This window comes from Amycolatopsis iheyensis (assembly GCF_024703995.1).
Lineage (GTDB): Bacteria > Actinomycetota > Actinomycetes > Mycobacteriales > Pseudonocardiaceae > Amycolatopsis > Amycolatopsis iheyensis.
In genome coordinates this window covers 85,589-99,703 of the sequence record NZ_JAMXQV010000036.1, presented here as the reverse complement: position 1 = coordinate 99,703, position 14,115 = coordinate 85,589, and the positions used below count along the sequence as shown (strand labels likewise).

The 14,115-nt window shown below is 72.0% G+C and carries 4 protein-coding genes; all 4 read right to left on the bottom strand.

Going from position 1 to position 14,115, the window contains the following annotated elements; translation table 11 throughout:
* Positions 1-716: 716 nt before the first annotated feature.
* The 4 genes from M8542_RS44275 to M8542_RS44260 are packed head-to-tail and all read right to left on the bottom strand — an operon-like array spanning position 717 to position 13,004.
* Complete coding sequence (locus M8542_RS44275) at positions 717-1,517, bottom strand: ABC transporter permease (protein ID WP_257926408.1); 801 nt, start codon at positions 1,515-1,517, stop codon at positions 717-719.
* Positions 1,514-2,548, bottom strand: a complete 1,035-nt coding sequence (locus M8542_RS44270) for an ATP-binding cassette domain-containing protein (protein WP_257926407.1) — start codon at positions 2,546-2,548, stop codon at positions 1,514-1,516. Before M8542_RS44270 ends, M8542_RS44275 begins: the two co-directional genes overlap by 4 nt.
* Positions 2,545-2,757: an MbtH family protein gene (locus tag M8542_RS44265; protein WP_276587945.1), complete on the bottom strand. Its 213-nt coding sequence runs from the start codon at positions 2,755-2,757 to the stop codon at positions 2,545-2,547. The genes M8542_RS44270 and M8542_RS44265 overlap by 4 nt, the downstream gene beginning before the upstream one ends.
* Before the next feature lie 2 nt (positions 2,758-2,759).
* A complete protein-coding gene (locus M8542_RS44260) occupies positions 2,760-13,004 on the bottom strand; it encodes a non-ribosomal peptide synthetase (protein WP_257926406.1) in 10,245 nt (3,414 codons plus the stop codon).
* Positions 13,005-14,115 lie beyond the last annotated feature (1,111 nt).

The window sequence follows — 14,115 nt, the reverse complement described above, 5'->3', positions numbered from 1 at the left end:
CGGTCGGTCGATGCCACCAGACCCGGTGACACCACCCCCCGGATCATGCCTTCGACTGGGGGCGCAAGTCATGCCGGGCCTGGTGACCACAGCTCCTTGATCAGGAACCACGAAAAAGGTAACGGGGCGCCGGAATCCGGTGCCCCCGCTCCTTTTTGGCTGGTTGTCGGGTCGCCCGGAGCGCTGGGGCCTCCCGGCGGGCCACGCGGAAGCTGTGCGTACGCCTCGTTCCCTCCGTGCCGCCCGCCGGCGACGTCGTGGGAGCGCGGCGGGTGCGGCAGCGGCTGGTGCGGTCGTTGCGGGCCGAGCTGGAGGGCCGGTGTGGCGCCCGGGTGGTCGAGGAAGCCCTGTCGAACTGGCCCTGTTGCCGCCGCGCCGGCAGTTTGCGGCGCTCACCTCGGTCGGCCACCCCGATCGGCTGGCGCCTCACACACGATATTCGAGCGGCCGCGTGCCGATCACCACCTAGACCTCGAGCCCGGTTCGCACGTGTTCCTCCGCACCGACGGGCTTGGTGGGAACCTCGATGCCGCCATCACCGGTGTGTGCCGCTGGTCCACCGGATGATCGATCAGCCAGTGAAGTTCGTGGTAGACACCGTCGTGCGCCGGCAGCACGATCAAGCTCGGCAGGAAGACGAAGTCGTCGTGCTCAAGAGCCGCACCTGAGCTGGGTCGATCCGGAACGGGAGGCGATGGTGGGCGCCGCCCGCCGAGCTACCGGCTGGTGACCCGGCGATACCGGTTGACCGACAGCGCCATGAACAGCGCGATGAGCCCGGCGGCCCAGAGGGCGGTGTAGAGCGCCGCGTGTTGGGCCGGCCAGGCGTGAGGCTGTGGTAGCGCGGCCGGGGTCGGGTTGGCGAACAAGGCCCGGGTCGCGTTGGCCAGCGAGGTGATCGGGTTCCACTCCGCGATCGTCGCCAGCGGTTCGGGCATGGCGGCCACCGAGACGAAGCCGGAGGAGATGAACGTCGCGGGGAACAGCCAGATGAGGCCGAGGCTCTGCGCGACCTCGACGCTGCGGGAGACCAGGCCGATGAAGGCGCCGACCCAGGACATCGCGAAGGCGAACAGCAGGATCAGCAGGTAGGCCAGGACGGCGTCGAGGATGCTGCCGCGGATGCGCCAGCCGATCGCGAGTCCGCACAGGCTGGTGACGAACAGGCTGACGACGCTCGTGGTCAGGTCGGAGGTGGTCCGGCCGAGCATCACCGCGACGCGGGACGTCGGCAGGGAGCGGAACCGGTCGACGATGCCCTTCTGCAGGTCGTTGGCGAGGCCGATGGTGGTGAACGAGGCGTTGAACGTGACGGTCTGCGCGAAGATGCCCCCCATGATGAACTCGCGGTAGGCGTCGCCGCCCAGGCTGCCGCCGAAGACGTAGCCCAGCAGCAGCACGAACATGATCGGCTGCAGGATGCTGGCGAAGATCGAGCCGGGTGTGCGCCGGATGGTGAGCAGGTTGCGCCAGGCGAGGGAGCCGCTGTCGCGGGCGACCCGGGTCAGGGTGGTCACGCGCCCACCTCTTCCCGGTCGAGGTCGCCCGAGTGCGCCGGCCAGTCGACCACCGGGGGCAGGACGGCGGTGTCGTCGTCGGCCGCGTGGCGCGTCAGGGCCAGGAAGACGTCGTCAAGCGTGGCGCGGCGGAGCCCGAGGTCGAGGACCTGGATCCCGTCGGCGGTGAGCCGGGACGCCGCGGCGGCGAGGGCGTGCTGGCCGTTCTGCCCGGCGCCGACGGCGACTTCGACGCGGCGGGCGCGCCGATCCAGCTTCGGTGGGGCGCCCCCGATCGCCGCGAGGACCCGGTGGGCCGCGGCGAGGTCTGCGGCATCGGCGGTGACCAGCTCGATCCGTTCCCCGCCGGTGGTGCTCTTGAGCTGGTCGCTGGTGCCTTCGGCGACGACCCGGCCCTCGGCGATGACCGCGATCCGGTCGGCCAGCTGGTCGGCTTCCTCGAGGTACTGCGTGGTGAGCAGGACGGTGGTGCCTTCGCGGACGAGCTCGCCCACGATGTCCCAGGTGTCGAGGCGGCTCTGCGGGTCCAGTCCGGTCGTGGGTTCGTCGAGCACGACGACCGGGGGAGCGGCGACGAGCGCGCCGGCCAGATCCAGCCGTCGCCGCATCCCGCCGGAGTACGTCCCGGCCAGGCGGTCGGCGGCGTCGTCGAGGTGGAAGCGGCTCAGCAGCTCGCGCGCGGTCGAGGCGGCCTTGCGACGGCGCATGCCGTAGAGCTTCGCGACGAGGTAGAGGTTCTCGAATCCGGTGAGCTTGTCATCGACGGCGGCGTACTGCCCGGAGACGCCGATCGAGCGCCGGACCCGGTCGGGGTCGCGGGCGACGTCGGCGCCGGCGACCAAGGCCCGGCCGCTGTCGGGGGCCAGCAGGGTGGTGATGATCCGGACGGTGGTGGTCTTCCCGGCGCCGTTGGGGCCGAGCAGGCCGAACACCGCGCCAGCGGGCATGTCGAGGTCGATGCCGTCGAGGGCGGTCTTGGGGCCGAAGGACTTTCGAAGTTCTTCGAGCCGGATCGCGGGTAGCGCGGTCATCGGGAGTTCTCCTCGCGCAGCAGGCTTTGCGGGGTGATGTCGGTCCAGTTCCGTTCGACGAAGTCGAGGCACGCCTGGCGGGCCTCCGGCCCGAAGGCCGTGGTCCAGCCGTCCGGGACGCCGGCGAAGGCCGGCCACAGGGAGTGCTGGTTCTCGTGGTTGGTCAGCACCAGGTACTGCGCGTCGTCGGATTCGAAGGGGTTGGTCATGATCAGTTCCCTGTCTTGGCTCGTGGCTGGTCGGGGCGGGGCTGCCGGTCGGCGAGGCGCTCGGCGAGGACCGGGCCGATCCGGGCCAGCGCGTCCGGCTGGGTGAGCTGGGCGTGGGCGGCCTCGACGTCGTGGTTCTCGACGTCGCCGCTGAGGTAGGGCATCCAGTCGGCCAGCACCGGGCCGTGCGGGTCGCGGTCGGCGGTGGCCGTGAAGAACAGCACGTCCGCGGCGACCGTGTGGGGCACGAAGTCGCCCATCAGCTGGGCTTGGCTGACGAACGCGCCGATCATGCCGCCGAGGGCCGCTTCGGTCAGGCTGCCCATCGGGTTGCCGATCTCGCGGTAGTGCGCGAGCACGCTCGCGCGGTCGAGCGTCACGTCCGCCGGCACGGGGAAGCCCTGGTTGTGCAGGAGCGCGGCGAACATCTTCGCCTCGCTCGCCACCTCCAGGCCGTCGGCCGGGGCCTGCGGGTAGGCGTCCAGCACGGTCAGCAGCCCGATCTCCTCGCCCGCGGTCTCCAGCTGCGCGACGACCTCGTGGGCGAGGTTGCCGCCGAAGGACCAGCCCAGCAGGTAGTACGGGCCGTGGGGCTGCACCGAGCGGATGTGCTCGACGTACCCGGCGGCGATCTCGGCGATGCTCGCCGGTGTGTAGCTCGGGTCGGTGAGCTTGCGCGACTGCAGGCCGTAGAGCGGCTGGTCCGGCGACAGGTGCTTCAGCAGCCCGGAGTAGCTCCAGGACAGCCCGCTGGCCGGGTGGACGCAGAACAGCGGTGGCCGGCTGCCGGTGGTGCGCAGCGGCAGCAGCACGTCGAGATCGCTGCCTTCGGTCCCGGAATCCAGCTTGGCCGCCAGGCCCGCCACGGTCGGGTGCTCGAACAGCCGCCGGATCGGCAGGTCGACGCCGAACGCCGCGCGGACCCGGGTGATCAGACCGCTGGCCAGCAGAGAGTGCCCGCCCAGCTCGAAGAAGCTGTCGTCGATGCCCACACGCGGAAGCCCGAGCGTCTCGGCGAAGAGCTTGCAGAGCAGGTCCTCGCGGGGCGACCGCGGCCCGCGCGATCCCGTGGCGGCGTCCGGCGGCGCGGGCAGGGCACGCTGGTCCAGCTTCCCGTTCGGGGTGAGCGGGAGCCCGTCGAGCGCGACGAACGCCGAGGGCACCATGTACTCCGGCACCTGCCCGGCCAGGGCCGCGCGCAGTCGGTCCGGGCTCACCGCGGTGGCCGTCGGCACGACATAGGCCACCAGCCGCTCGCCGCCTCGGACCACGACCGCCGCTTCGGCGACCGCCGGGTCCGCTTCCAGCAAGGCGGCGATCTCGCCGGGCTCGATCCGGAAGCCGCGGAGCTTCACCTGGTCGTCGGCGCGGCCCAGGAACTCCAGGGACGCGTCGTCGCGCCAGCGGGCGAGGTCGCCGGTGCGGTACATCCGGTCGCCGGTGCCGCTGTAGGGGTCGGCGACGAAGCGTTCCGCGGTCAGCCGGGTCCGGTTGAGGTAGCCGCGGGCGACGCCCGCCCCGGACAGGTACAGCTCGCCCGGGACGCCGGCCGGGACCGGCCGCAGCCGGGCGTCGAGGACGTAGGCGCGGGTGTTGCGCACGGGCCGGCCGATCCCCGGCCGGTCGCGCTCGTCGAGCGCCGCGACCACGGAGTCCACTGTGGACTCCGTAGGGCCGTAGAAGTTGTACGCCGCCAGGTTCGGCTCGGCGCGCAGCCGTGCCCACAGCCCGTCCTCCACGGGTTCACCGCCGAGAGCCACGACCGACGGCCGGTGCCCGGCATCGAGCAGGCCGGCCGCCATCAGCTGCCGCAGGTACGACGGGGTCGTCTCGATGGCGTCGATCCGCTCGTCGCGCAGGTAGTCGACGAGGGCACGTGCGTCGCGGCGGGTGTCGTCGTCGACGATGTGCAGCTCGTGCCCGGCGATCATCCACAGCACCGGGTCCCACGAGGCGTCGAAGGCGACCGCCGCGGTCAGGGCGACCCGCAACCGCCGGTCCCCGAGCCGCTTCGCAGCGGGTGCGAACACGGTCTCCTCGTGGTGGTGCAGGAGGTTCGTCAGCGACCGGTGCTCGACGACGACGCCCTTCGGCCGCCCGGTCGACCCGGAGGTGTAGATGACGTAGGCCGGTTGCCGGGCCGAGAGAGGACGCAGGCGCTCGGCGTCGGACAGGTCGGCGTCCGCGATTCCGGCCAGTGCCGTCCGGGTTTCCGGCGCGTCGAGGTCGACGCGGTCGATGCCGGCCGGGAGACCGTCCACATCGGACGTGCTCACCACCGCGGCGGGGCCGGCATCGGCCAGCATGTACGCGATCCGGTCGGCCGGGTAACTCAGGTCGATCGGCAGGTACGCGGCGCCGGACTTGAGCACGCCGAGCAGCGCGACCATGGTGTCCACCGAGCGCGGCACCGCGACGGCGACGGTGTGCCCGGCGCCGATGCCCCGCTGCCGCAGCAGCCGGGCCAGCCGGTTCGCCGCGGCGTTGAGCGCCGACGTCGTCAAGGCGCCGTCGGCCGCCACGACCGCGGTGTCCTCACCGGCGTGACGTTCGAAGGCCGTGGTGATCGTCTCCGGCGGCAGCGCGCGCCGGGTGTCGTTCCACGTCTCCAGGACCGCTTCGACTTCGCCCGCGCTCAGCAGGTCCAGCTCGGCGACCGGTCGTGCCGGGTCGTCGAGCGCGGCGTCGAGCAGCTTGTGCAGCCACCCGCCGAGGCGGACGGCGGTCGCGCGGTCGAACAGGTCGGCGCTGAACTCGATCGTGCCGGAGAGCCCGGCCGGCGCGCCGACGTCGTCGTGGCGCTCGGCCAGCGACAGTGACAGGTCGAACTTCGCCGCGGCGACCTCGTCGTGCTCGGCGACCGACACGTCGAGATCGGGCAGCCGCAGACGCATCGGCGGGGTGTTCTGCAGCGTGAGCATCACCTGGAACAGCGGGTGCCGGTTGAGCGTGCGCGCCGGAGCGAGCTCCTCCACGATCCGCTCGAACGGGACGTCTTGGTGGTCGAACGCGGCGAGGTCCGTTGCCCGCACTCGCTCCAGCAGCTCCGCGAACCCGGGCGTGCCGGACAGGTCGGCCCGCAGCACCAGCGTGTTGACGAAGAACCCGACCAGGTCGTCGAGCTGCTCGTCGGTCCGGCCCGCGACCGGCGTGCCGATCGGCACGTCCGTTCCGCCGCCCAGCCGGGAAAGCAGCGCCGCCAGGCCCGCGTGCAGCACCATGAACAGGCTCGCGCCGTTGTCCGCCGCGAAGGCGGCCAGGCGGGCGTGCAGCTCGGCCGGCAGGTCCAGCCGGACCGTGCCGCCGGTGTAGCTCGACTCGGCCGGGCGCGGCCGGTCATGCGGCAGTGTCAATTCCTCCGGCAGTCCCGTGAGGGCGTCGCGCCAGTAGGCGAGCTGCTGTCGCAACGGGCTGTCGGTGTCCTCTTCGGACCCGAGGAGTTCTTGCTGCCACAGCGCGTAATCCGGGTACTGGACCGGGAGGGTGGGCAGTTCGGCTGCCTGGTCGCCGAGCCGCGCGGTGTAAGCGGCGGCGAGGTCGCGGGCCAGCGGCGCGGTCGACCAGCCGTCGGTGGCGATGTGGTGCGCGACGAGCACGAGCAGGTGCTCGTCCGCCTCCACCGGCAGCAGCGCCGCGCGCAGCGGCAGATCCGTCTCGAGCCCGAACGGCGTCGCGGCGTAGGCGGCGATCGTCTCGGCGATCCCGCCCGGCCCGGCCTCCAGCGGGGGAAGCCCGGCGGGAATCTCCGTCATCGGCACGAGCTGCTGGTACGGCACCCCGTCGGTGACGGGGAAGACCGTCCGCAGGGTCTCGTGCCGCTCGACGACGTCGCGCAGCGCGGCGGCCAAGGCCGCCCGGTCCAGGGTGCCGCGCAGCCGCAGCACCATCGGGATGTGATAGCCCGCTCCGGTGCCTTCGAAGCTGTTGAGGAACCACATCCGCCGCTGCGCGAAGGACAGCGGGACGCGCTCCGGGCGTTCCTGGCGTCGCAGCCGGGCGCGGGGAGCAGTCCGGTCGCCGATCCGGGCCGCGAGCGCGGCGGGCGTGGCGGCTTCGAACACGGTCCGGATGGCGACCTCGGCACCGAAGCGGGAGCGCAGCCGGCTGACCAGCCGGGTCACCAGCAGCGAGTGCCCGCCGAGTGCGAAGAAGTCGTCGTCGGGGCCGACGTCGGCGAGCCCGAGGACGTCGGCGAACACCGCGCACAGCTCGGCCTCCGTGCCGGTGCCGGGGCGCCTCGCCACGACGGCGGCCGGGGCCGGCTCCGGCAGCTTCGCCTTGTCGAGCTTGCCGTTGGGGGTCAGCGGCAGCTCGGGCAGCGCGACGATCACCTGCGGGACCATGTAGTCCGGCAAGGTCGCGGCGGCGTGCCGGCGCAGCTCGGCGACGTCGGCCGTGCCAGGGGTGACGTACCCGACGAGCCGGTCGACGCCGGCCGCGCTCCGGTGGACGACCACGGCGGCGGCCGACACACCGTCGGCGGTGGCCAGCACGGCTTCGACCTCGCCGGGCTCGACCCGGAAACCGCGGATCTTGACCTGGTCGTCGGTGCGCCCGACGAACTTCAGCTCGCCGCCGGTGGTCCAGCGCACGCGGTCGCCCGTGCGGTACATCCGGGTGCCGTTCCCGGCGAACGGGTTGGCGACGAACCGTTCCGCCGTCAGCGCGGGGCGGCCGCGGTAGCCGCGGGCCAGGCCGGCGCCGTCGAGGTACAGCTCGCCGGTCACCCCGGCCGGAACCGGCCGCAGCGCCGCGTCGAGCACGTAGGTGCCCACGTTGGCGATCCCGGCGCCGATGACCGGCGCGGGGTGCTCGGCGATCCGGCCGACCACGGAGTCCACAGTGGACTCGGTGGGGCCGTAGAAGTTGAACGCCAGGATTTCCGGACGGCCGGCGAGGTCTCGCCACAGCGCGGTATCGACGGCCTCGCCGCCGAGGGCCAGCACGGTCGGCCGGTGCGTGGCGGTGTGCAGGCCCATTTCCAGCAGCTGCCGGACGTAGGAGGGCGTGGTTTCCATCGCGTCGATCCGCTCCCGGCCGACGTAGCCGAGGAGGGCTTCGGGATCGCGTCGCGTGTCGTCGTCGAGCACGTGCAGCTCGTGCCCGTCGGCCAGCCACAGGATCGGGTCCCAGGAGGCGTCGAAGGACACTCCGGCGGTGTGCGCGATCCGCAGGACGTCACGTCCTGCCGCGGCCGTGGCCGGGGCGAACACCTCGGCGCGGTGGCTCTCGAGCAGGTTCACCAGGCTGCGGTGCTCCACCGCGACGCCCTTGGGACGGCCGGTCGAGCCCGACGTGTAGAGCAGGTAGGCCAGGTCCTCGGGCACCGGAGCGACCGGAGACTGCCCTTCGCCCTCCCACTCGCCGTCGAGCAGCACGGTGGCCGGGGCGCCGGTAAGACCGGCGGCCACGTCGGCGGTGCTGACCAGCAGCACGGGCCGCGCGTCGGTGAGCAGGTAGGCGATCCGGTCGGCCGGGTAGTCGATGTCGACGGGCAGGTAGACCGCGCCCGCGCGCAGGACGGCCAGCAGGGCCACGACGGTGTCGGCCGAGCGAGGCAGCGCCACCGCCACGACCTGCCCGGGTCCGGCGCCGCGGGCGGTCAGGGTCGCGGCCAGCCGGGTCGCGCGCTCGTCGAGTTCGGCGAACGTCAGCCGCCGGTCGGCGGCGACCACCGCCGTCCGGTCCGGGTGCCGCGCGGCCGCGGCGCCGAGCTGTTCGGGCAGCGTGGTGGCGGGCACCGGACGTCGGCGTCCAGCCGAGCGCGCCACCAGCTCGGCCTGCTCGTCGTCGGTGAGCACGGAGGTGGCGTGCAACGGTGCGTCCGGAGCGGCCAGAGCGTTCTCCAGCAGCGTCACCAGACCGCGCACCAGCCGCTTCGCGGTCACGCGGTCGAACAGGTCGGTGCTGTATTCGAGGTCGCCGCTGATCCCTGCCGGGGCGCCGGCGGCGTCGTGGGTTTCGGTGAGGATGAGCGACAGGTCGAACTTGGCGGTCGTGGTGGTGGCCGCCGGTCCCGTCTCGATCCGCAGATCGCCGAGCTCGGCCACGGGCGCCGGGTTGTTCTGCAGCGTGAGCAGGACCTGGAACAGCGGGTTGCGGCCCGGGACGCGCTCGGGGGCCAGCTGCTCGACGATGCGCTCGAACGGCAGGTCCTGGTGCTCGAAGGCGGCCAGGTCGGCGTCGCGGACCCGCCGCAGCACCTCGGCGAACGTCGGGTTGCCGGTGAGGTCGGTCCGCAGGACGAGCGTGTTGACGAAGAACCCGATCAGCTCGTCGAGCGCCGGCTCGGTGCGCCCGGCGACCGGGGTCCCGATCGTGACGTCGCTGCCCGCGCCGAACTTCGCCAGGGTGGCGGCGAATCCGGCGTGCAAGGCCATGAACAGGCTCGCGCCGTGCCGGCCCGCCAAGCCGGTGAGCGCGGCGTGCACGTGGCGCGGCAGGCTGACCGGTACCGCGGACCCGGCGCCGGTCGGCGTAGGCGGACGCGGCCGGTCGGCCGGAAGCGGAATCTCGGCGGGCAGGTCCCGCAGCGCGCCGGTCCAGTGGGCCAGCTGCTTCGCGCCCCGGCTGGCGGGATCCGTCTCGTCGCCGAGCAGCTCCCGCTGCCAGCGTGTGTAGTCGGCGTACTGCACGGCCAACGGGGGCAGCCCGGCGCCTTCGCCGGCCAGCCGCCGCTGGTAGGAGACGGCGAGGTCGCGGGCCAGCGGCCCGAACGACCAGCCGTCACCGGCGATGTGGTGCAGCACCAGCACGAGGACATGCTCGGTGGCCGACAGGCGCAGGAGCGTGGCCCGCAGCGGAGCTTCGACGGCGAGGTCGAACCCGCGAGCGGCTTCCTCGGCGAGCCGGCCGTCGAGCCGTCCGGCCGGGATCTCCTCGGTGCCGAGGGCGATTCCGGCCGCCTCGGCGGGCAGGATCCGCTGGTAGGGCTCACCGTCGTGCTCGGCGAAGATCGTCCGCAGGCTCTCGTGCCGAGTGACGACGTCGGTCAAGGCGAGCGTCAGCGCGGTGACGTCGACCTTGCCGGTGAGGCGCAGGACGGCGGGCATCGTGTAGTCGGCCGCGTCCGGGTTCAGCCGGTTGAGGAACCACAGCCGTTGCTGGGCGGACGACAGCGGCTCCCGGTCACCTCGGGTGCCGGCCACCAGGACGGGCCGGTGCTCGGCTTCGCGCGAGCTGAGCCGTTCGGCCAGCAAGGCCGGGGTGCCGGCCTCGAACAGATCGCGGATGGCCACCTCGATGCCGAGCTCGGCGCGGATCCGCCCGACCGCCCGGGTGGCGAGCAGCGAGTGCCCGCCGAGGTCGAAGAAGTCGTCGTCGACGCCCACTGCGGCGACGTCGAGGCTTTCGGCGAAGATCGCGCAGAGCCGCTCTTCCACGGCGGTAGCCGGGGCGCGGCCGGTGGCCGGCCCGGACGGCTCGGGCAGCCGGGCCTTGTCGAGCTTGCCGTTGGGGGTCAGCGGGAGGTCGGGGACCGCGATGACGGCCTGGGGCACCAGGTGGCCGGGCAGGCTGCCGCCCAGCCGTGACCGAAGCTGCGCCGGGTCGGTGCTCGAGACGACGTAGGCGATCAGCCGGGCGGCGTCGCCGGAGCCGTGCACGACGACCGCGGCCTGATCGACGTCCGGGTAGGCGGTGAGCGTGCCTTCGACCTCGCCGGGCTCGATCCGGAAGCCACGGATCTTCACCTGGTCGTCGGTCCGGCCCAGGTACTCCAGCGCACCCTGGCGGTTCCAGCGCACCAGGTCACCGGTGCGGTAGAGCCGCTCGCCGGGGCCGTCGAACGGGTTGGCCACGAAACGCTGCGCAGTCAGGGCCGCGCGCTCGTGGTAGCCGCGGGCCAGCCCGGCACCGGCGAGGTACAGCTCGCCGGGAACGCCGGGCGCCACGGGTCGCAGCGCGGTGTCGAGGACGTAGGCGCGGACGTTGGCCACCGGAGTCCCGATCGCCGGCTCGGTGTAGGACGGTAAGGCCGCCATCACGCTGTCCACGGTGGATTCCGTCGGCCCGTAGAGGTTCACGGCCAGCAGGCGGGTTCCCTCGGTCAGCTCCGTCCACAGGGCGGGGGTGACGGGTTCGCCGCCCAGGGCGACGAGCCGCGGGTGCCGGCCGGGGTGGTCCAGCAGGCCCGAGGCGAGCAGCTGCCGCACGTAGGACGGCGTGGTCTCGATGGAGTCGATGCCCTCGTCGGCCAGGTAACGGGCGCACGCTTCGGGGTCGCGGCGCACGGTGTCGGGCACCATCCGCAGCTCGTGCCCGTCCAGCAGCCACAGCACCGGGTCCCAGGCGGCGTCGAAGGCGACCCCGGACAGATGCGCGACGCGCAGCACATCCTTGCCAGCGGCCGCGCGGCCCGCGGCGAACAGCCGTCGCTGGTGGCTGGCGAACAGGTTCCCCAGCGCGCGGTGCTCGACGGCGACGCCCTTCGGCATGCCGGTCGAGCCGGAAGTGTGGATCAGGTAGGCGAGGTCGTCCGGCCTGGGCGGTCGCGGGTCGGCGCCGGTGGCTTCGGCCAGGTCGAGGCGGTCGAGGACCAGGTCGGTGCGGGGGAGCAGGGCTTCGGTCTCGCTGTGGCCGATCACCAGGGCGGGGTTCGCGTCCGCCAGCAGCGCGGCGAGGCGCTCCGGCGGGTGGGTCACGTCCAGGGGCAGGTAGACCCCGCCCGCGCGGGTGACCGCGAGCAGCGCGGTGATCGTGTCCGCCGAGCGGGGCAGGGCGACGGCGACGATCCGGCCGGGGCCGGCGCCGCGGTGGGTGAGTACCCGGGCGAGCCGCTCGGCTCGCTCGTCGAGTTCGGTGAAGGTGTAGCTGATCTGGCCGTCGCCGATGGCGGTCCGGTCGGGGGTCCGTGCGACCTGCCGGGCGAACAGCTCCGGCACGGTCGTCGGCTCGGTCTCGACGGTGGTGGTATTCCATTGGTTCAGGACGAGGTCGCGGTCGTCGTCGCCGAGCAGCTCGATCTGCCCCACGGCTGTCGTCGGGGAAGCGATGGCTGCCCGCAGGAGCCGGAGGAACCGGTCGTGATGGCCGGCGAGGGTGTCCTGGTCGTAGCGGCGCGGGTTGGCGTCGAAGTCGACCCGGACGCCGTGCTCGGGCGAGATGCCCTGGACGACGATCGACAGGTCGTCGACCGGGCCGACCGACAGGTTGTGCAGGGCGGCCCCGTGCGAGCCGAACTCGATCCGCGGGTCGAACGGGAGGATGTTGACGGTCGGGCCGTGCAGGCGCCGGTCGCGGGACAAGCCGAGTTCCCGCCGCAGATCTTCGGCGCGGTGGCGCTGGTGCTTCAGTGCGTTGCGCACCTCGCGCGAGGTCTGCGTCACGAGCTCGCGCATCGTCGTCGATGGCGTGATCCGCAGCCGCAGCGGGACGACGTTCGACACCATCGCGGGAGTGGTGCGCTGCACCGGCGTGCGCCGTGCGGTGACGGGCAGACCCAGCACCACGTCCTGGTCGCCGGTGGTGCGGTGCAGGTAGGCGGCCGCGGCCGCGATGACGAAGGGCGCCCAGTCGGTCCGCGACTCGCGAGCCACGGCACGCAGGTTCTCCGCTTCGGCGACGTCGAGCCGGCCGCTGTGCTGGAGGAATCCGTCGTCCATCGCCGCGACCGAGTCGGTGAGCACCGTGGCTTCGGGGTGGTCGGCGTACCGCTCACGCCAGTACTGCGCGTCCACGAGGCCGCGCTCCGAGGCCGAATACGCGCGATCTTCGGCCAGAAGTTCTTCCAGGGAGCCGAAACCGGCTGGTTCGAGCTGCTCGCCGTGTTGCCGTGTCCGGTAGCCGGCGGCGACGCGGGTGAGCACGAGCGCCGCGCCGTAGCCGTCCACCAGGAGGTGGTGCACGCGCTGGTGCAGGAAGTACCGTGCCGGGCCCAGCCGAAGCAGCGTCGCGGCGAAGAGCCGATCACCGAACACATCAGGCGGTGTGGCGAGGTCCGTGCGCAGCCATTCCAGCGCAGCGGCTTCGGGGTTCGCTTCGGTGCTCAGGTCGACGATGGGCAAGGTCCACTCGCCGAGCGGTGCCACGAACTGCCGTGGTTCTCCGTCTACTTCGGTGAATCTGAGGCGCAGAGCCTCGGTTTCTTGCAGTACGTGCCGGATCGAGTCGGCCAGCGCGGTGTGATCAACCGCACCGTCGATGTCGAGGTACTGCGCGATGGTGAACATCGGGTTGCCGGGAGCCAGCTGCTGGGCGAACCAGATTCCTCGCTGGGCCAACGACAATTCCAGGACGTTCTCGCACATGACTACCACGGCTCCCCGTTCGCATTGATGACGAAGCTCGGCGGCGCTCGACGCCGCGTGATCATCTCTCTCGATCTGCGAGTGGTTCGTGTTCACTCCACCGGCTGGACTGGTTCGAGTGACATGACACACCAAGGGGTGACCGAAGATCGACTTTGCTGTAGCCGTTGAAGAATCTCTTTTGCTGACAACGAAAAGCCGCGACCTGCCCGAACGAGCTGGTCACGGCTTTAAGTCCGAGTGCGACGCGGGTCGGCGCCGCTGATCCATCAGAAGATGCTGATGTTTCCGAACGAGATGATCAGGTTCACGATCGACTGCATGAAGTTCATCAGGGGTCTGCTCCTTGGTCGCGTGTGACGATCTTCCGTGGTCCGTCACTGATTGCCTTGGTCTGCAGGGTGTTCGGCCGCGACGCCCGTAGTGGCTTGCTCCGGGTGAGATCCCCCACTCGTGCCAGGGATGTACGACGACCTTCGTCCAGGCGTATTCGCCTTGCGTGGCTTCACAATTGGGCCCTCACGCAGGAGGACTGTGATCAGTACTGCGAAGCTCATGACGGTGGCCGCATTTGTCGGCTCCGCGGTGGTGGCGGGCGCCGGCACAGCGTCGGCGAGTACGAAGGCCGGTCCTGCGGTCCGAGCGTGACTGTCCGACGGGGTGCAGGGTCAGCCTCTGGGGTGTCCTGGCTCGCTGGCGCCGGCGGATGGCTGCTGTAGTGGCGATGTGTTCGTCGGGAAAGCGCGGAGTTGAAGGTGGTGCCGGGCTCGCCCCCTACGCGAGCCCGGCACCTCATCCCCTTCGTGCCGCCCTCCGCATCCTCTGCCGTGGACGAGGACGACGATTTCCGCACGCATCCGCGGCCAACGTGGGGGATGCGGTCCACCAGCTGGACGGCCGGCTCTCCCCGGAGCTCGATTCTCAACGGTGAAGGGCCGGCCGTCCTGCGGTGCGGTGGGTATCGTGGCGGGATCCACGGCGGTCTGTTTCGTGTTCTCCCGTACGTGGCTATTTGGTGTTACCTGGCGTGTTTGTCAGGACGCTCGACGCATCAAGAGTTTCGCGAGCTGGGCGAATGGTGTGTGGAGGAGCCGACCTGAAACCAAGCGTC

Excerpts from the sequence above, each read along its gene's own strand:
- M8542_RS44270 (WP_257926407.1), bottom strand. The coding sequence starts at position 2,548 with ATGACCGCGCTACCCGCGATCCGGCTCGAAGAACTTCGAAAGTCCTTC.
- M8542_RS44260 (WP_257926406.1), bottom strand. The coding sequence starts at position 13,004 with ATGTGCGAGAACGTCCTGGAATTGTCGTTGGCCCAGCGAGGAATCTGG.
- M8542_RS44265 (WP_276587945.1), bottom strand. The coding sequence starts at position 2,757 with ATGACCAACCCCTTCGAATCCGACGACGCGCAGTACCTGGTGCTGACC.